The 16,736-nt window shown below is 72.8% G+C and carries 19 protein-coding genes; 10 read left to right on the top strand and 9 right to left on the bottom strand.

Features of this window, described 5'->3' with window-relative positions:
• Positions 1–579: hypothetical protein (locus ACFT5B_RS19025; RefSeq protein ID WP_386800755.1), on the top strand; the 579-nt coding region annotated here is incomplete at its 5' end.
• A 7-nt stretch (positions 580–586) separates the two neighbouring features.
• Positions 587–853 carry a hypothetical protein gene (locus ACFT5B_RS19020; protein ID WP_386800754.1) on the top strand — a complete coding sequence of 89 codons (267 nt, stop codon included), beginning with the start codon at positions 587–589 and terminating at the stop codon, positions 851–853.
• 63 nt (positions 854–916) lie between these two features.
• Here the strand turns inward: ACFT5B_RS19020 and ACFT5B_RS19015 are convergent, their stop codons facing one another.
• Both ACFT5B_RS19015 and ACFT5B_RS19010 read right to left on the bottom strand, forming a co-directional pair.
• A complete protein-coding gene (locus tag ACFT5B_RS19015) occupies positions 917–1,801 on the bottom strand; it encodes a VWA domain-containing protein (RefSeq protein WP_386800753.1) in 885 nt (294 codons plus the stop codon).
• A 14-nt stretch (positions 1,802–1,815) separates the two neighbouring features.
• The gene (locus tag ACFT5B_RS19010; RefSeq protein WP_386800752.1) at positions 1,816–2,169 is read right to left on the bottom strand and encodes a hypothetical protein; all 354 of its coding nucleotides are present in this window, start codon (positions 2,167–2,169) and stop codon (positions 1,816–1,818) included.
• Positions 2,170–2,907: 738 nt separating this feature from the next.
• Here ACFT5B_RS19010 and ACFT5B_RS19005 point away from each other — a divergent pair.
• A complete protein-coding gene (locus ACFT5B_RS19005) occupies positions 2,908–3,534 on the top strand; it encodes a SprT-like domain-containing protein (protein WP_386800751.1) in 627 nt (208 codons plus the stop codon).
• Between the two features lie 76 nt (positions 3,535–3,610).
• Here ACFT5B_RS19005 and ACFT5B_RS19000 read toward each other — a convergent pair whose 3' ends face one another.
• Positions 3,611–5,122 (bottom strand): protease pro-enzyme activation domain-containing protein, encoded by a 1,512-nt coding sequence (locus ACFT5B_RS19000; RefSeq protein WP_386800750.1) that lies wholly within the window; start codon positions 5,120–5,122, stop codon positions 3,611–3,613.
• 183 nt (positions 5,123–5,305) lie between these two features.
• On the opposite strand from ACFT5B_RS19000, the gene ACFT5B_RS18995 reads away from it, so the two are divergent.
• A complete protein-coding gene (locus tag ACFT5B_RS18995; RefSeq protein ID WP_386800749.1) occupies positions 5,306–6,328 on the top strand; it encodes an LLM class flavin-dependent oxidoreductase in 1,023 nt (340 codons plus the stop codon).
• Between the two features lie 21 nt (positions 6,329–6,349).
• On the opposite strand, the gene ACFT5B_RS18990 is transcribed toward ACFT5B_RS18995, so the two are convergent.
• Complete coding sequence (locus tag ACFT5B_RS18990; RefSeq protein ID WP_386800748.1) at positions 6,350–7,012, bottom strand: class I SAM-dependent methyltransferase; 663 nt, start codon at positions 7,010–7,012, stop codon at positions 6,350–6,352.
• A 55-nt stretch (positions 7,013–7,067) separates the two neighbouring features.
• On the opposite strand from ACFT5B_RS18990, the gene ACFT5B_RS18985 reads away from it, so the two are divergent.
• Positions 7,068–7,580 carry a GNAT family N-acetyltransferase gene (locus ACFT5B_RS18985; protein ID WP_386800747.1) on the top strand — a complete coding sequence of 171 codons (513 nt, stop codon included), beginning with the start codon at positions 7,068–7,070 and terminating at the stop codon, positions 7,578–7,580.
• A 7-nt stretch (positions 7,581–7,587) separates the two neighbouring features.
• Here the strand turns inward: ACFT5B_RS18985 and ACFT5B_RS18980 are convergent, their stop codons facing one another.
• The gene (locus ACFT5B_RS18980) at positions 7,588–8,442 is read right to left on the bottom strand and encodes a helix-turn-helix domain-containing protein (RefSeq protein ID WP_386800746.1); all 855 of its coding nucleotides are present in this window, start codon (positions 8,440–8,442) and stop codon (positions 7,588–7,590) included.
• A 152-nt stretch (positions 8,443–8,594) separates the two neighbouring features.
• Here ACFT5B_RS18980 and ACFT5B_RS18975 point away from each other — a divergent pair, with 152 nt between their 5' ends.
• The gene (locus ACFT5B_RS18975) at positions 8,595–9,512 is read left to right on the top strand and encodes an NADP-dependent oxidoreductase (RefSeq protein ID WP_386800745.1); all 918 of its coding nucleotides are present in this window, start codon (positions 8,595–8,597) and stop codon (positions 9,510–9,512) included.
• A gap of 3 nt (positions 9,513–9,515) precedes the next feature.
• Here ACFT5B_RS18975 and ACFT5B_RS18970 read toward each other — a convergent pair whose 3' ends face one another.
• A complete protein-coding gene (locus tag ACFT5B_RS18970; protein WP_386800744.1) occupies positions 9,516–10,655 on the bottom strand; it encodes a YihY/virulence factor BrkB family protein in 1,140 nt (379 codons plus the stop codon).
• Positions 10,656–10,715: 60 nt separating this feature from the next.
• On the opposite strand from ACFT5B_RS18970, the gene ACFT5B_RS18965 reads away from it, so the two are divergent.
• Complete coding sequence (locus tag ACFT5B_RS18965; RefSeq protein ID WP_386800743.1) at positions 10,716–11,054, top strand: DUF2200 domain-containing protein; 339 nt, start codon at positions 10,716–10,718, stop codon at positions 11,052–11,054.
• A gap of 159 nt (positions 11,055–11,213) precedes the next feature.
• Here ACFT5B_RS18965 and ACFT5B_RS18960 read toward each other — a convergent pair whose 3' ends face one another.
• The gene (locus ACFT5B_RS18960) at positions 11,214–11,828 is read right to left on the bottom strand and encodes a DUF6580 family putative transport protein (protein ID WP_386800742.1); all 615 of its coding nucleotides are present in this window, start codon (positions 11,826–11,828) and stop codon (positions 11,214–11,216) included.
• Complete coding sequence (locus tag ACFT5B_RS18955) at positions 11,807–12,292, bottom strand: DUF4430 domain-containing protein (RefSeq protein WP_386800741.1); 486 nt, start codon at positions 12,290–12,292, stop codon at positions 11,807–11,809. Before ACFT5B_RS18955 ends, ACFT5B_RS18960 begins: the two co-directional genes overlap by 22 nt.
• A gap of 89 nt (positions 12,293–12,381) precedes the next feature.
• On the opposite strand from ACFT5B_RS18955, the gene ACFT5B_RS18950 reads away from it, so the two are divergent.
• Positions 12,382–12,771 carry an OsmC family peroxiredoxin gene (locus tag ACFT5B_RS18950; RefSeq protein ID WP_386800740.1) on the top strand — a complete coding sequence of 130 codons (390 nt, stop codon included), beginning with the start codon at positions 12,382–12,384 and terminating at the stop codon, positions 12,769–12,771.
• A gap of 31 nt (positions 12,772–12,802) precedes the next feature.
• Here the strand turns inward: ACFT5B_RS18950 and ACFT5B_RS18945 are convergent, their stop codons facing one another.
• Positions 12,803–14,932 carry a type IIA DNA topoisomerase subunit B gene (locus tag ACFT5B_RS18945; protein ID WP_386800739.1) on the bottom strand — a complete coding sequence of 710 codons (2,130 nt, stop codon included), beginning with the start codon at positions 14,930–14,932 and terminating at the stop codon, positions 12,803–12,805.
• 162 nt (positions 14,933–15,094) lie between these two features.
• Here ACFT5B_RS18945 and ACFT5B_RS18940 point away from each other — a divergent pair, with 162 nt between their 5' ends.
• A complete protein-coding gene (locus tag ACFT5B_RS18940; RefSeq protein ID WP_386800738.1) occupies positions 15,095–15,298 on the top strand; it encodes a hypothetical protein in 204 nt (67 codons plus the stop codon).
• Positions 15,299–15,499: 201 nt separating this feature from the next.
• Positions 15,500–16,567: a fatty acid desaturase family protein gene (locus ACFT5B_RS18935; RefSeq protein ID WP_386800737.1), complete on the top strand. Its 1,068-nt coding sequence runs from the start codon at positions 15,500–15,502 to the stop codon at positions 16,565–16,567.
• Positions 16,568–16,736 lie beyond the last annotated feature (169 nt).

Raw genomic sequence — 16,736 nt, 5'->3', positions numbered from 1 at the left:
GACCTGCGCCCCGGGGACCTGCTCACCACCCCCGACGCCACCGTGGTCCTGGACGGCGTCCGGACCGAGACCGTCGACGAGACCGACGCGGTCACCGTGTACAACATCCACGTCCACACCCACCACACGTACTACGTCCTGGCAGGCGACGTCCCCGTCCTCGTCCACAACGCCGCCGGACACGGCGCTCATCCACGGCTCACAGCGCAGCCGGACGGCACGTTCCTGTCGCACTCCGGCTTGCGCTACGGCCACGACCCGAGCCCGAACTTCGCCACCCGCGTCGATCACGTGCTCAACCATGCGAACGACATTCCCGCGCGGCCCATGCACGGGGTGTTCGACGGCGACGCCATCTCACTGACCGACGAAGCGTGGGATGCCGTCAAGAGTGGTCGGGGCTTCGCAGTTCAGCAGGGCAACAAGACCGTCTACCACGTCAACATGGGTCGCCCGGTCGGGTTCATCGGCGGACAGGTAGGCGCGGCCGCCGGTAACCCCGCCGTTGGTGTCATTCGCCTCGTGACGCAGGGCGATAGTGTCATCACCTCGTTCCCCGTCGCCGGAATCCCCATGTGAGGTCTTGATGTGGCTTCAAGAGTGCCCGAACTTCGACCAGGGCCTGGTTCGACCGCTCGTCTCGGCCGAAGGTGTGGTCGTGCTCTACTGCGACAGCGGCGACTGCACCTGGCTCACGCCCGCCGACGTCGAGACCAGCCCCGGCCTTGACCTGGATCTCTCCGACTGGTCCATCGCGCCGGGCATCCATCTGACCCCAGGCCAGACTCGCTGGGCTGAAGCCGACGACCTCCCGCCCACCTGGCAGGCGGACTACGAGTGGCACGAGGGCTGATCGGCGCGGACCTCATGGCGACCGTCGCGCTCGAGCCACGGCGTGCCCGCGGGTTCCAGGCGGTCACGCAGATGAGCTTCGCGAGGCGCGCAGCGCGTCGGGCTGGTCGGCGCGCAGGTATGCCCCGCCCTGTGAGGTGGCCGGGATCGGCACGGTGCCGCACGTCTGGCCGCCGCCACGACCTTCGGCGATGGCCTTCAGCCGCGCGCGGTCGTTAGCTGTGACGCCCGAGGACTTCCCGCCGAACAGAGCCATCGCGATGATCGTCGTGCCGTCGGCCCGGATGCCGTCGACGATGCCCTGCTGCTGGCAGAGCTGGATGCGCGCGTCCTGCGTCTTGGGCCCCTCGCCGTTCTCGTCGAGGTCGAGGCGGCCGTCGGTGAACCACAGGATGGCGCTGCAGGTGGTGCCGTCGAGCTCGCCTGCGCGCGCGTCGATCGACTGCTCGGCTCCCTGCAGAGCCGCGCGGTAGTCCGTGTACGCGGCCTGGTTGCGCGAGGGGATCTGCTGGGTCACCGCCCGGTCGAGCGCGCCGCCGTGGTCGCCGTTCACCGGTCCCCAGCCGACGAGCTGGGTGTAGTCGCTCCCGAACACGCCGAGGTCGGCCTCGACTTCGAGCTGGGTGCCCGCGCTGGTCTGCAGGCTCGCGAGCGACGAGAGCGCGGCCTGGATCGCCCCGACGCGGTCGTTGTCAGGGTCCGTCTGCTGCAGGCTGCCGGACTCGTCGACCACCACCGACGCCAGGAAGTGGTCCGCGCTCGACAGGCAGGAGGACAGATCGGCAAAGCTGCGCGCTCCCGTCGCGCTGAGCGTGCCCGAGGCCGACCTCTCGGCCGCGGCGCCGCGCGCCCCGGCGGCGAGCGGGTTCGCGACGGCGACCGTGGCCAGGCCGGACACGACGACCGTCAAGACGAAAAGGGCCAGCGCCACGACCCGCTTCCGCAGCATGCGGTTCGTCCGGCTCACTTGGCGAGCTCCGTGGCCAGCAGGAAGGCGTCGACCAGGCCTGCGACCACCCCCGCGACCAGTGCCGCCCTGACGAGGCGCGGCCACATCGGCGTCGGTCGGAACTCGGGGTGCTGCCGCGCCCGGTTCGCCTTGGCGCGGTAGACGTTCGCGAAGACGCCGACGCCGAGCGCGCCCAGCGCGTACCCGGTCACGGTCGCCGCGATCACGACCGCGTGCTCGTCCGCGGCGAGCGCGACGATCGCCGTGACCACCGCCACGACCGCGCACGAGGCGGCCACCAGCGCAGGCCACCGGGGCGCGCGTGGGTGCTCCACGCGCGTCGACATCACGGGCGTGGCGGCTGTCATACGCAGATCTGTTCCTTCGGTCCCCTGGTCGTGGCGCTGGCGTCCACCTTGCCCATTGCACGCCCGGACGTCAGATCTTTCCCCACGAGAAGGGACTTTCAACGCAGGCAGGGGCGATTTCACCCTCGTCAGAGGCCTTGCCGCAGGCGTCGCGGGGAACAGAGAAACCGTCCGACGCTTCCCATGGTCAGGGTTCATCCACCTCGTGCCGACCCTGGCACCCGGGAAACTGGCGCCTCGACGGGGGCTGCCCAACCCGCGACCAGCACGAACGGCAGGCTGCTCACCACGACGTCCGACGCGACGGATGAGCGGGACGACGGAGGCTTCATCGTCCCTGCTAACGCGAGCCGAGCCGAAGACCGTCCCCGACCAGGTGCGTTGCGCGGCCGGCTACCTCACGCCGGACGAGGACTATCCCGCGACCTCCACGGTGTACGTGCGGCCGCAGCGGGAATTCAAGCTCTCGGTCGGGCCGAGCCCGTTCTAAGGCCCCGGGCCCGGCGACGACGACTACGACGAGGCCAAGAAGTACGTCCACCCCGGCTGGTGCGAGTGCGAAGCGCTGGAACGGTACGTCCGCGAGGAGCTCGGGCTCGACCAGCAGTTCCCGCCGGACGAGGTCCTCCCTGATGGGCCGCGGTGGCTCCCGCCGGGCGCCGACCCGGGCGAGCCGACGCAGTGGCTCAGGCTCTGGTGGGACTAATGCCCGTGGGTGCCGGCGGCTACCGTGCCACCGTGCCCGACCCGCTCGACCTGATCCGCGCCGACGCGCGGGCCGCGATGGATGCCCACGGCCTGACCGACTGGAGCTTCCGCTTCGACGCGGCCGTCCAGCGTGCCGGCATCACTCGCTTCGACCGGAAGGTCATCAGCCTGTCGGGCCCGATCATGCGGCGGTACGCGGAGGAGGGTGCGACCGACGAGATCCGGGAGACGTTGCTGCACGAGATCGCCCACGCCCTCGCGGGGCACCGGCACGGTCACGACGCGACCTGGCGGGCCATCGCCCGCAGGATCGGCTCGAGCGGTCGCCGGACGGTCGCCCCCGAGGCGCCCACGATCGAGCCCGGCTGGGTCGGGACGTGCCCGGCAGGGCACACGCTCACGCGCCACCGACGACCGGCGGGTGCCAGGTCGTGCAGCCGGTGCGCCACGACGTTCGACGACCGGTTCCTCCTGACGTGGACGTACCGAGGCAGGAAGCTCGCCGTCGTCGGCAGCCGAGTGCGTGTCACGGCCCCCGGACGCTGGAGCGGAGCCGTGGGAACTGTGCGGCGCGTCGCCCACACCCGGTACCACCTCAGGGTCCCGGGATCCGCCAAGTTCCTCACCGTGCCCTTCGAGCACGTCGAGGAGCTCTGACGAAGGCGCCGCTAACGGGCGGGTCGGCGAGTCGCAGGCGCAGGCCGCCGCCCCCGTGACCATCAGGAGGACACGTTCACGACACGCCCTTCACCACCGAGAGCAGCGCCTCGCCTTCGGGCACGCCGAGCCCGGTGCAGGCGTCCCACCCGGGCGCCGCGGCGTAGGCGCCGTTCCCGCCCGACGTGATGTCGCGGAAGCCCGCGGGCGAAGCACCCGCGGTCGCCTGCGCGTAGAGCAGCCGCGACGCGAGGCCCAGGCGCGCGCCGGTCGCCTGCACGAGCCGCAACACCAGCGCCGCCCACAGCGGAGCGACCGCGCTGGTGCCGCCGATCACCGTGTCCGTGCCGTCGACGCGCACCACGTAGCCGGTCTCGGGGTCGGCGACCGCAGCCACGTCCGGCACCCCGCGGCCCGAACGGCCGCCCGCGACGCCCGCGACGTCGACCGGCTCCTGCCAGTCGGGCAGCGCGAAGACGTCGCTCACCCCGCCCCCGGTCGCCCCCTCCCCGTCGCCGTTGTTCCAGACCGTCTCGGCCGTGACGTCGCCCGACGAGTCGACCTCGAGGCGGGTGCCGCCGCACGCGAGGACGTGCGGGCTCGATGCCGGGAAGTCGACGTGCGGCGCGTCGTCGCTCTGCCGGTCGCTCGATCCGTCGTCGCCGGCCGCGACCGTCACCGTGATGCCGAGCGTCGCCGCGTCGGCGAACGCGTCGTCCATGCTCTGGCGTGCCTGCGCCGTCCACTGGTCCTCGCTCTGACCCCAGCTGATGCTGATCGCGTCCGGGGTCGGGGTGGCATGCGCGGCCTGTGCGACGGCGTCCACGAAGCCGGCGTCGGTGTTGGGAGCGAAGTACACGAGGATGTCGGCGGCAGGCGCGAGGGCGCCGACCACCTCGATGTCCAGCGCGACCTCGCCGTCGGCGCCTTCCGGGTCGCCGCCCGGCTCGTTCTGGGCTCCGTCGACGCTCACGGCGGTGACCGTCGGCGAGGCGACGCCGAGCCCGGCGAAGTACGTCTCGAGGTCGGAGAGCTCGAAGCCGCCGCCGAGCTCGATGATCGCCACCGTGCGGCCGCTGCCGTCGGTGCCCGGCGGGAAGTCGTAGACCTCACCGAGCTGCACCGGCGTGTAGCTGCTCGACACGGCCCGCGGCGCGACCGCCCGAAAGTTCGCGCGCGCCTGTGGCCGGGTGTCGAGACCGAGCACGGCGCTGACGACGCCGTCGAGCGGCCTCGGCACGGACAGCTCGCCGACCCGGTGCCAGTGCTCGGACCGACTGCCGTCGGGTGCCGTGCTCTCCGCCCACTCGAGGGTCGTCCCGAACACGCTCTGCAGCTGCTCGACGGTTCCGGCCACGCGCACCCGGCGGCTATCGAGGTCGGTGGAGAGCACCCGGAGCCCGTGCTCCACGAGCACCCGCTCGACCTGGGCGGCGTCGGCCGGGTCGGCGCCGTACCGCGCCGTGAACTCCTCGGGCGACAGCGGGGCACCCTGGACCACCGACTCGGGAAGCGGGTTGCGGCGTCGCAGCACGAGAGTGGCCTCGATGTCCCGCCCGGCGTCGGCCGGTGGACGGGCCGCGCTCACCCGGGGAGCGGGTTCGCGTCCGCTGCCTCGTACCGGGACGCTCCCCGCAGGGGTGGAGGCCGGGGACTCGTCGGAAGGCGTCATGACGTTCTTGCTACCCGAGGTCGCCACCCTGCGCATCCCGCGCGGCGCGCGGACGACCGCCCCGGAATAGCCGCCACGCCCGATCCGGTTCGCTCTGACGTGACCAAGAAGATCGGCTTCCTCTCGTTCGGCCACTGGACCCCGCACCCGACGTCGGCGACGCAGACGGCGGCGGACGCGCTCCTGCAGAGCATCGACCTCGCGGTCGCGGCGGAGGAGCTGGGGGCGGACGGCGCGTACTTCCGCGTCCACCACTTCGCGCGCCAGCTCGGCTCCCCGTTCCCGCTGCTCGCGGCGGTCGGTGCCCGGACGAGCCGGATCGAGATCGGCACGGGCGTGATCGACATGCGGTACGCGAACCCGCTCGCGTTCGCCGAGGACGCGGGCGCGGCGGATCTCATCGCGGGCGGCAGGCTCCAGCTCGGCATCTCGCGCGGGTCACCCGAGCAGGTCGTCGACGGCTGGCGCTACTTCGGTTTCGAGCCCGCCGACGGCGAGAGCCAGGCCGACATGGCGCGGCGCCACACGCTCGTCGCGCTCGAGGCGCTGACGGGCGAGCAGTTCGCGGAGCCGAACCCGCGCCCGATGTTCCCCAACCCGCCTGGGCTGCTGCGCATCGAGCCGTATTCGGAGGGCTTGCGCGAGCGGATCTGGTGGGGTGCGGGCTCGGACGCGACGGCCCGCTGGGCGGCGCGTGAGGGCATGAACCTCATGTCGTCGACGCTCAAGGACGACGAGTCCGGCGAGCCGTTCCACGTGCAGCAGCGCAAGCAGATCGAGGCGTTCCGCGAGGAGTGGGCCCAGCACGACCACGGCTTCGAGCCGCGCGTCTCGGTGTCGCGGTCGATCTTCGCGATCACGAACGACCTGGACCGCCGCTACTTCCTCGGCAGCCGGGACGCGGAGGACCAGTTCGGCTTCATCGACAGCACCCGATCGGTGTTCGGCCGCTCGTACGCGGACGAGCCGGAGCCGCTGATCGAGGACCTGCGCCGCGACGAGGCCGTCGAAGCCGCCGACACGCTCCTGCTCACCGTCCCCAACCAGCTCGGCGTCGAGTACAACGCGCACATCATCGAGTCGATCCTCACGCACGTCGCGCCGGCGCTCGGCTGGCGCTGAGCCGACTCGGGCGCCCGGTGCTCAGCCGCGCCGGAACTCCGCGCGCCAGAGCCCGTTCCCGCCGCCTCCGGACCCGGCGAGCTCCTCGATCCGCACAGCCGACAACCCCCGCCTGCCGAACGCCTCGATCTCGTCGCGGGTCAGCGGCCAGGGTGGGCCGTCGTCGTCGCCGGGCAGCGCGATCGCCTGGACGGCGAGCAGCGTCCCGCCGGGCGCCACGAGAGACCGCACGCCGGCCGTGAGCTGGCCGCGGACGCTGCGGTTCACCGCCTGGACGGTGAAGATCTCGACGACGAGGTCGAACGAGGCGACCCAGTCGGCCGGGAGGTCGAGCAGGTCCCCGACCGTGTACGTCACGGCGGAACCCGGGTGGCGTTCGCGCGCGGCGGCCACGGCGGTGGGCGAGATGTCGAACGCCGTCGCCTCGTAGCCGAGGCCGGCCAGGAGCTCGGCGTCCGCCCCGAGTCCGCACCCCACGACGACGGCGCTGCCCCGGCCCTCGCCGGGTTCCGGCAGACCGGGCCACGTGGCGAGCGCCGGGTGCGGGTCGTCGCGGTCCCACGGCGTCGTGACGTCGCCGTCGGCCGCCGACGCCCACAGGCGCTCGAACCAGCCGGTCGGGTCGGAGGGCTCGGCGTTGCCGAGCCGCGCGGTCTCGGACTGCCACGAGCGAGGTTCCGTCATGACGCCGACCCTAGACGTCGCGTCCGACCCGGGCGCCACCACATAGGGTCGATCCATGGGAGCAGGTGTCGAGATCCGGGAAGCCACGGCCGACGACTGGCCGGGCATCTGGAAGGCGCTCGAGCCGACGTTCCGGGCCGGCGAGACGTACACCTATCCCCGCGACATCACGGAAGAGGACGCCTGCCGCGCCTGGCTCCAGGCGCCCGGCGCTCGGGTCCTGGTCGCGGTGAGCGCGCGCCCCCAGGACGCCGGCACGATCCTCGGGACCGCCAAATACCTCCCCAACCACCCGGGCGCGGGCTCGCACGTCGCGAACGCGAGCTTCGTCGTCGGGCCCGACGGCGCAGGGCGCGGCACGGGCCGCACGCTCGCGAAGGCCGTGCTCGACGGCGCTCGCGCCGACGGCTTCCGGGCGATGCAGTTCAACGCCGTGGTGGAGACGAACGAGCGGGCGGTGCGACTGTGGCAGTCGCTCGGGTTCGAGATCCTCGCGACCGTCCCGGAGGCGTTCGCGCACCCGACGCGCGGGCTCGTGGGCCTGCACGTCATGTACCGCACGCTCTGAGCCGCCGTCAGCGCGCGGGCGCAGGGTCGTGCCGGTGCTGCGGACCGAGGACGGCGAGCGCGTCGAGGGTCTCGGTCTCGCCCGTGGGCGGCGTGAACACGAGCAGCCGCTGGTCGGCGGCGGGCGTCGCAAGGACCTCACAGTCGAGCTCGATCCGTCCCAGCTCGGGGTGGAGAAACCGGTACGGCCCGGACCGGCGCACCGCGACCTCGTGCCGATCCCACAGCTCCGCGAACTCGGGGCTCGCGCCGGCCAGCCGCGCGACGAGCGCCCGCGCCTCGGTGTCGTCCCCGCGCCGCGCGACGGCGGCCCGCAGGTCGGCGACGAGCTGCCGGGACCGCGCGTCGTGGTCCTCGGGGACGAAGTGGTCGCGCACGCCCGGCCCGGTGAACCACCGCACCAGGACGTTGCGGTCGTCGGGCGCGACGGTGCACACGCACCCGAACAGCGCCTGCGCGAGGTCGTTCTGCGCGAGCAGGTCGCCGAGGTCGGACAGCACCTGGACAGGCACGCCGTCGAGCCGGTCGAGGACGAACAGCAGGCTCGGTCGCAGGTCGTCGCCCGCGCGCGCCGCCTCGGGCGGCCGGTGCCCCGCGAGGAGGTACAGGTGGTCGCGCTCGTCGTCGTCGAGGCGGAGGGCGCGCGCGAGCGCCGCGAGGATCTGGACCGACGGCTGCGGGCTGCGTGCCTGCTCGAGCCGCATGTAGTAGTCGGCGGACATGTCCGCGAGCGCCGCGACCTCCTCGCGGCGCAGGCCGGGCGTGCGTCGGCGGGGTCCGTGGGCGAGGCCGACGTCGTCGGGCGTGAGCCGCGCGCGGGAGCGGCGGAGGAAGTCGGCGAGGTCGTCGCGGCGCATGCCCATGGGCCAGTGATACCACCGCCGGGCGACGGACCCTGGGATCCGCGACCCTAGGAAGCCCGGTCCGTTCCGCGGCCCAGCCGCGCGGGGCAGGCTCGGTGGTGCGCCGGTGGGCGCCCGGCCCGCGAGCCGGTCACGACGAAGCGGAGGACGGCATGAGGGCGGTGCGGCTGCACGAGTACGGCGAGATCGACGTGCTGCGGGTCGAGGAGGTGGAGCGGCCGGTCCTGGGTCCGGGACAGGTGCTGGTGGAGGTCCGCGCGGCCGGGATCCAGCCGGGCGAGGTGATGATCCGGCGGGGGTTGCGGCACGACCGCTGGCCCGCGACGTTCCCGTCGGGGCAGGGCAGCGACCTGGCGGGCGTCGTGGTGGAGCTCGGGTCGCAGGCGCGCGGGTTCCGGGTCGGCGACGAGGTGCTGGGCTTCACGCACGCACGGGCCAGCCACGCGGAGTACGTGGCGGTCGACGACGTGAACCTGGTGCCGCTCCCCCGCGGCCTCGCGTGGGAGGTCGCGGGCTCGCTGTACGTGGCGGGCACGACGGCGTACGCGACCGTGTTCGCGGTCGACGCCGGGCCGGGCGACACCGTCGTGGTGGCGGGGGCGGCGGGCGGCGTGGGGTCGATCGCGGTGCAGCTCGCGAAGCGGCGCGGGGCGACGGTCGTCGGGCTGGCGAGCCTGGGGAACCACGCGTGGCTGGAGTCGCACGGTGTCGTCCCGGTCGCGTACGGGGACGGCGTGGCCGAGCGGGTGCGCGCGGCGACCGGGGGCCGGGTGGACGCGTTCATCGACACGGTCGGCGACGGGTACGTCGACCTCGCGGTCGAGCTCGGCGTGGACCCCGAGCGGATCGACACCATCCGGGACTGGTCCGCGGCCGCGCGGGTGGGCGCCCGGACGCTGGGCGAGGGAGCGGCCGCGAGCGCCGTCGTCGTCGGGGAGCTGGCGCGGCTCGCGGCTCGCGGTGACCTCGAGGTGCCAGTCGCGCGCACCTACCCGCTGGACCGGGTGCAGGACGCGTTCCGTGAGCTCGAGCAGGGGCACACGCACGGCAAGATCGTGCTGGTCCCCTGAGGGTCAGCGGGCGCGATCGTCGTCGGGCGGGGGCGTGCCCGTCGCGGCGCGTCCGTCGCCCGCCGCCTGCGCGTCGGCCCCGGCGTCCGTGACCGGGCGCGCCGCGGCGTCCGAAGCCTCGCCCGGGTCGCGAGTCTCGCCGTTGGTGGCGCGCAGCGCCCTCGCCTGCTCGACGTCCTTCGCGTGCTTCGCCGCCTGCTTGTCGCTGGCCTTGGTGTCCCGGAGCGGGAGCTGGATGTCCTCCTCCGCGGCGACGCCCGCCTGCAGCTCGCGGCCACGCTCGAGCTCGGCGTCGAGCTCGGCCCCGAGGATCAGCACCATGCAGAGGATGTAGATCCACAGCAGGAGGATGAACAGGCCGGCGAGCGTCCCGTACGTCGCGTTGTAGCTGCTCGCGTGGCTCACGTAGAAGCCGAAGGCGACCGTCGCGATGGCGGCGACGACGAGCGCGACTGCGGCGCCCGGGCTGATCCAGCGGAACTTGGGCTGCTTCACGTTCGGGGTCGCCCAGTACAGCAGCGCCACGAGGAAGACGGCGAGCACGACGATCACGGGCCACTTCACGACGTTCCACACCGTCACGGCCGTGCTCGACAGCCCGACGAGGTCCCCGACCTGGTGCGCGACCGAGCCTGACAGCACCATCGCCGCGATGATCGCCACGACGATGACGAACACGACCGCCGTCACGACGAGCAGCCACGGCCGCAGCTTCCACACGGGCCGCCCCTCCGGCACCCCGTACACGCGGTTCATCGCGCGCCCGAACGCGCCGACGAACCCCGAAGCCGACCACAGCGCCAGCACCAGCCCGATGACGAACGCCCAGCCCGACCCCGTGCTCCCGGCGATCGGCTTGATGAACGACTCGACCTGGTCGAGCGTCTGGGGCGGCGCGAAGTCCTTGATCGTGTTGAGCGTGTCGTCGATCGCCTTCTGCGGGTCCCCCACGAACCCGAGCAACGACACGAGCGCCACGGTCGCCGGTGCCGCGGCCAGGAGCGCGTAGAACGTCAGCGCCGCGGCCAGGTCCTGCCCGCCGTCCGCCTGGAACTCCCGCACCGTCCGTTTCGCGACGTACACCCACGACGGCTTGGTCAGCTCGGTCGGCGACGACGGCTCTTCCACTCGTTCATCGGCCATCCCTCAGTCTGTTCCGGGCCCGGGGCCTACGCGCGCCGGGGTCGGCGCGAGACTGGGGTCATGAAGATCTTCACGACGAGCGTCGGAGACGTCTACCCGCTCTACGTCGCCAAGGTCGAGCGCAAGGGCCGCCGGGCGGCGGAGCTCGACGAGGTGATCCGTTGGCTCACGGGCTTCACGGACGCCGAGCTCGCGCAGCACCTCGCCGACGGCACGACGTTCGAGGACTTCTTCGCGGCCGCGACCCTCAACCCGGACGCGAAGCTCATCACGGGCGTCGTCTGCGGGGTGCGGGTCGAGGACGTCGAGGACCCGCTGATGCAGAAGATCCGCTACCTCGACAAGCTCGTCGACGAGCTCGCCCGCGGCAAGGCGATGGAGACGATCCTGCGGTCCTGACCGGGCCGCGTCCCGCGCCAACCCTCAGGCTCGACCTCAGGGTTCAGTGCCGAAGTCTCGACCTCAGGAACGACGTGAGGGTTTCCGGAACCATCGCCTCGAACCGGAACGAGAGCGGTTCGCCGTCGTCGATCCGCCCGTCCTCGCAGCGTCCGCCGCTCAGCGCGCGGGGACGGTATCGTGCTGCGCGGCGCGCTCCAGCCGCTCGACGAGCGTGACGACACCCGCCGCGAGCGGGACGAGCACGAGGTTGCCGACGAGCATGGGCCGCATGAAAGGCAGCCCGGCGACGTAGCAGTCGACGAGCCCGCCCACGGTGTGCGGGTACCAGGCGCCGTCGCCCATGAGCCACACGCCGAAGTTCGTCCACGCGAAGAACCACAGCGACGAGCCCAGGCCGAAGCCGAGGGCGGTCGCGTACCGCTTCCATCCGCCGTGGCGCCCGCCGCAGAAGCGGGGCAGGAGCACCGCGGCGACCCCGATCACGGCCCACGCCGACCACGTGAACACGAGGATCGACGTGTTGCCGAGCGCGAGGTCGCTCACGACCGCGACGGCGAACGGCACGACGACGGCCCCACGGTTGCGGAGCAGCAGCGCGCCCGCGAAGGTCGCCGCGGTCGCGAGCTCGAGGTTCGGCGGGGCGCCCAGGCCGTCCTTGACGAGCCGCCACACGACGGCCAGCGCGAGGAGCGCGACGACGACGGCGACCCGCCACCACCGGTGGGCCAGGTCGCGCCAGGACAGGCGGCTCAGTACGTCGCGAGCGTCCACGTGATGGTCTCCCCGTCCTTCGTCTTGAGCGTTCCCGCGCCCACCTTCGCCTGCTTGCCGTCCACCTCGAGCGACCAGAACTCGTGCTTCGCGTCGTCCGCGGTCCGGCCGCCGATCCCGACGACGAACGCGTTCGCGCCCTTGCCCTGCACCTTCGCGGTCGGGTCGACGCCCAGCAGCAGGTCGAGCGCCGTCTCGCCGTCCTCGCCAGGGTACGAGATGCCGGTGACCTTGCCGTCCGCGTCGCGCGTGAACGTGTCGGTGGGCGTCGCGCTGGGCGTGACGTCCGAGGGCCACGGCGAGGGCGTCTGCGTCCCGGTCGCCGGCTGGTCCGACGGCGTCGACGTCGAGGCGCACCCGCCGAGCAGCCCCGCGGCGAGGGCGACGGGCACCGCGGCGGCGAGCAGGCGTCGTCGGGCGGGTCGCGTGCGGGCGCGCGAGGAGGACGGGAGGTGCAGGGTCATGCCGTCATCCTAAGGACTCGTCCGGTCCGTGACACCGCCTCGTCCGCGCACCGGACGCGGACGTGCGCGGACCGGCGCACACTCGTGCCATGGACCTGTCGCCGTTCGGGGTCCGCGCCAGCGCGGGCACCCTCCGCTCCGGCTCGGGCGTCACGCTCGAGCACCCGTGGACCGAGGCGGGCGTCCTCGCGGCGCCCGCGTCGAACGGGGCCCAGGTGCTCCACCTCGCCGTGGCCCTGTGCGTCCTCAACGACACGTTCCGTGAGGGGCAGCGGCTCGGCGTCGCGGTCCACGGCGTCGTCGTCGAGGCGGACGGCGGCTTCGACGACGACTGGCGCTCCACCGGCGTGACCTACGAGGTCGCGGTCGACTCCCCCGCGGGTGCCGCCGACCTCGAACGCCTGAGCGCCGCCGTCGACGACGTCGCCGAGGTCCCGCGCGCCCTGCGCGCCGGCGCACCGGTGACCCGGCGCCGCTGACCGCGCCGCGGCCCGGGGCGGCCCGAAGTCGTCAGGCGTCGATACGGTCTCGGTCGAGGTTCGCCGCGCCGGCCACGATGAAGTCCTTGCGCGGTGCGACCTCGGAACCCATGAGCAGCTCGAACACGCGCTCCGCGGCCTCCGCGTCGGCCGCGGTGACGCGGCGCAGCGTGCGGTGGCGCGGGTCCATCGTGGTCTCCGCGAGCTGGTCGGCGTCCATCTCGCCGAGGCCCTTGTACCGCTGGATGTCGTCCTTGTAGCGACGCCCGGCCTTGTCGAGCTTCTTGAGCGTCGCCTGCAGCTCGGCCTCCGAGTACGTGTAGATGTACTCGTTCTTGCGCGAGCCCGCGCCGATGACCTCGACGCGGTGGAGCGGCGGCACGGCCGCGTAGATCCGCCCCGCGTCGACGAGCGGGCGCATGTACCGGAAGAACAGCGTCAGCAGCAGGGTGCGGATGTGGGCGCCGTCGACGTCTGCGTCCGTCATCATGACGATCTTCCCGTAGCGCGCGGCCTCGAGGTCGAACGACCGCCCCGACCCGGCGCCGAGCACCTGGATGATCGCCGCGCACTCGGCGTTGCGGAGCATGTCGGAGATCGAGGCCTTCTGGACGTTGAGGATCTTCCCGCGGATCGGCAGGAGCGCCTGGAACTCCGAGCTGCGCGCGAGCCGCGCCGTGCCGAGCGCGCTGTCGCCCTCGACGATGAACAGCTCGGACCGCTCGACGTCGTCCGTGCGGCAGTCCGCGAGCTTGGACGGGAGCGACGACGTCTCGAGCGCGTTCTTGCGGCGGGAGATCTCCTTCTGCTTGCGCGCGCTCACGCGCGCCCGCATCTCGGAGACGACCTTGTCGAGGAGGAGCGAGGTCTGTGCCTTGTCGTCGCGCTTGGTCGACCCGAACAGCGCCGTGAGCTGCTTCTCGACGACGCGCGCCACGATCGCCCGCACCGGGCCCGTGCCCAGGACCTCCTTGGTCTGGCCCTCGAACTGCGGCTCCGCGAGGCGCACGGTGACGACGGCGGTCATGCCCGCGAGGACGTCGTCCTTCTCGATCTTCTCGCTCGAGTCGCGGGTGCTGACCTTGAGGCGGCGGGCGTTCGTCTCGACCGCCTTGCGCACGACCTTGAGCAGGCCCTGTTCGAACCCGGCCTGGTGGGTGCCGCCCTTGGGCGTCGAGATGATGTTGACGAAGGTGCGCAGCTCGGTCTCGTAGCCCGTGCCCCAGCGCAGCGCGACGTCGACCTCGCACTCGCGCTCGACCGCCTGCGGGGTCATGTGGCCGCGCTCGTCGAGCACGGGGACGGTCTCGGTGAACGAGCCCGAGCCCTCGAGCCGCCACGTCGCGGTGACCGGGGTGTCGGGGGCGAGGTAGTCGACGAAGTCGACCGAGCCGCCCGTGTGGACGAACGTCTCCTCGTGCGGACCCGACTCGCCCGGCGTTCCCGCGAGGCCCCGCTCGTCGCGGACCGTGATCTCGAGGCCCGGGACGAGGAACGTCGTCTGGCGCACACGGGTCACGAGCTCGTCGTAGGAGAAGACGGCCGACTTCGGGAAGATCTGGCGGTCCGCCCAGTAGCGCACGCGCGTTCCCGTCCGGCCGCGGGCGACCTTGCCCACGACGGCGAGCTCGGAGCGCGACACGAACGGCGTGAACGGGCTCTCGGGCGACGGGCCCGTCTTCGGGTCGGCGAACGTGCCCGGCTCGCCGCGGTGGAAGGTCATGCGGTACGTCTTGCCGCCGCGGTCGACCTCGACGTCGAGGCGCGACGACAGCGCGTTCACCACCGACGCGCCCACCCCGTGCAGACCGCCCGACGCCGTGTACGACCCGCCACCGAACTTCCCGCCCGCGTGCAGCTTGGTGTAGACGACCTCGACGCCCGTCAGGCCCGTCTTCGGCTCGATGTCCACGGGGATGCCGCGGCCGTCGTCCTCGACCGTGACCGACGCGTCCGCGTGGAGCACGACCCGGATGTGGGTGCAGTGGCCGCCGAGCGCCTCGTCGACCGAGTTGTCGATGATCTCCCACAGGCAGTGCATGAGACCGCGCGAGTCCGTGGTCCCGATGTACATGCCGGGGCGCTTGCGCACCGCCTCGAGACCCTCGAGGACGGACAGGTGCCGTGCGGTGTAGCTGGACTCGGCGGAGGTGGTCGTCACGGGGACAAGGGTAGGCCGTGACGGGGACAAACCCCGCGAGGCGTGCCGCGGCTCGCACGGAGCGGCCACGGCCGGGCGGCGAGCGCTACGCGCGGAGCGAACGAGGGCCCTCCCGGGCCCGTTCGAGGCATGTCCTGAGCCGCGCGATGGTTACATGTTCTCGTGAGCACGACGACCGAGACCCTGACCGCTGCCGACCGCTGCGACCGCTGTGGCGCCCAGGCGTACGTCCGTGTGGTCCTCGCCAGCGGCGAGCTGCTGTTCTGCGCGCACCACGCGCGGGAGCACGCCGCCGCCTACGCGGACGTCGCGACGTCCGTCCAGGACGAGACCGACCGGCTCCTCGCCGAGCACGGAGCACGCTGAGCGCTCCCCCGACCTCGACCGCGACGTGGTGTGCGTCGCGAGCTGTTCCAGGCGAAGGCCCCCGTCCACCGGGCGGGGGCCTTCGTGCGTCCGGAGCGTGCCCGACGGCGGGGCTCCCCCGCGGCGTGCGGGGGACAGCCCCACCCGGGTCGGCGGAGAGCACCACAGACGCCGCGGACCGGGCTTCCTAGCGTCGAGGGCGTGACGACGACCACCGCAGCCCCCGACCGTCCCAACCGTGTGACCAGCTCGTTCACCGAGCTCTCCCGGACCGTCCGCGAGCGCGGGCTCCTCGCCCGCACGACCGGCTTCTACGTGACCCTCCTCGCCGTGCTCGGCGTTGCGCTCGCCGCGATCGTCGCCGGCGTCGTCGCGCTCGGGTCGTCGTGGTGGCAGCTCGCCCTCGCGGCCGCGCTGGGCGTCGTCATGACGCAGCTCGCGTTCGTCGCGCACGAGGCGGCCCACCGGCAGGTCTTCAGCTCGGGGCCTGCGAACGACCGGCTGGGACGCGTGCTCGCCAACGCCGTCGTCGGCATCAGCTACTCGTGGTGGACCGTGAAGCACTCCCGCCACCACGCCAACCCCAACAAGGTGGACGCCGACCCGGACATCGCCGAGGGCGTCGTCTCGTTCCTCCCCGAGCACGCCGCCCGGGCCCGCGGGGTCAAGGCCCTGATCAACCGGTACCAGGGCTGGCTGTTCTTCCCGCTCCTCACGCTCGAGGGGGTCAACCTGCACGTCACGTCGCTCCGCTCGACGGCCGCCCGCGTGCGCGAAGGGTCGGGGCGCGGCGAGCTCGTCACCCTCGTGCTGCGGCTCGTCGCCGGCGTCGCGTTCGTCCTGTGGGCGATGCCGCTCGGTCTCGGGCTCGCGTTCCTCGCCGTGTGGGGCGCCGTCCTCGGCGTCTACATGGGTGCGTCGTTCGCGCCGAACCACAAGGGCATGACGATCCTCTCCCCCACCTCGCGCGTCGACTTCCTGTCCAAGCAGGTGCTGACGTCCCGGAACATCCGCGGCGGCTGGGGGGTCAACCTCCTCATGGGCGGCCTCGGCTCGCAGGTCGAGCACCACCTGTTCCCGAGCATGCCGCGCCCCCACCTGATCGCCGCCCGGAGGCTCGTCCGTCAGCACTGCGCCGACGTCGGCGTGCCCTACACCGAGACGAGCCTGCGCGAGTCGTACGGGATCGTCGTGCGGCACCTGAACGAGGTCGGGCTGAGCGCACGCGACCCGTTCGACTGCCCGACGTTCCACCGCCTGCGCCGCTGACGACGCTGTGGGGCCCCGGGGTCGCGAGATACCGAGTTCCGGCCGAGATACCGATGCATCCTCGGTACCTCGGCCGGAACTCGGTATCTCGGTCTCCCTGCGACGAGACGACGGCGCTCGGTCCGGCGACGACGACGTCCCTCGCCTCTCGCTGGCACAGACGCGAGAC

The sequence above is a fragment of the Luteimicrobium sp. NPDC057192 genome (assembly GCF_042670205.1).
In the GTDB taxonomy this organism is placed as follows: domain Bacteria; phylum Actinomycetota; class Actinomycetes; order Actinomycetales; family Cellulomonadaceae; genus Luteimicrobium.
Note: the sequence above shows the minus strand (reverse complement) of the source record. Positions and strands in the feature narration are given on the sequence as shown.

Excerpts from the sequence above, each read along its gene's own strand:
- ACFT5B_RS19020 (WP_386800754.1), top strand. The coding sequence starts at position 587 with ATGTGGCTTCAAGAGTGCCCGAACTTCGACCAGGGCCTGGTTCGACCG.
- ACFT5B_RS19015 (WP_386800753.1), bottom strand. The coding sequence starts at position 1,801 with ATGCTGCGGAAGCGGGTCGTGGCGCTGGCCCTTTTCGTCTTGACGGTC.
- ACFT5B_RS19010 (WP_386800752.1), bottom strand. The coding sequence starts at position 2,169 with ATGACAGCCGCCACGCCCGTGATGTCGACGCGCGTGGAGCACCCACGC.
- ACFT5B_RS18990 (WP_386800748.1), bottom strand. The coding sequence starts at position 7,012 with ATGACGGAACCTCGCTCGTGGCAGTCCGAGACCGCGCGGCTCGGCAAC.
- ACFT5B_RS18985 (WP_386800747.1), top strand. The coding sequence starts at position 7,068 with ATGGGAGCAGGTGTCGAGATCCGGGAAGCCACGGCCGACGACTGGCCG.
- ACFT5B_RS18980 (WP_386800746.1), bottom strand. The coding sequence starts at position 8,442 with ATGGGCATGCGCCGCGACGACCTCGCCGACTTCCTCCGCCGCTCCCGC.
- ACFT5B_RS18975 (WP_386800745.1), top strand. The coding sequence starts at position 8,595 with ATGAGGGCGGTGCGGCTGCACGAGTACGGCGAGATCGACGTGCTGCGG.
- ACFT5B_RS18970 (WP_386800744.1), bottom strand. The coding sequence starts at position 10,655 with ATGGCCGATGAACGAGTGGAAGAGCCGTCGTCGCCGACCGAGCTGACC.
- ACFT5B_RS18965 (WP_386800743.1), top strand. The coding sequence starts at position 10,716 with ATGAAGATCTTCACGACGAGCGTCGGAGACGTCTACCCGCTCTACGTC.
- ACFT5B_RS18955 (WP_386800741.1), bottom strand. The coding sequence starts at position 12,292 with ATGACCCTGCACCTCCCGTCCTCCTCGCGCGCCCGCACGCGACCCGCC.
- ACFT5B_RS18950 (WP_386800740.1), top strand. The coding sequence starts at position 12,382 with ATGGACCTGTCGCCGTTCGGGGTCCGCGCCAGCGCGGGCACCCTCCGC.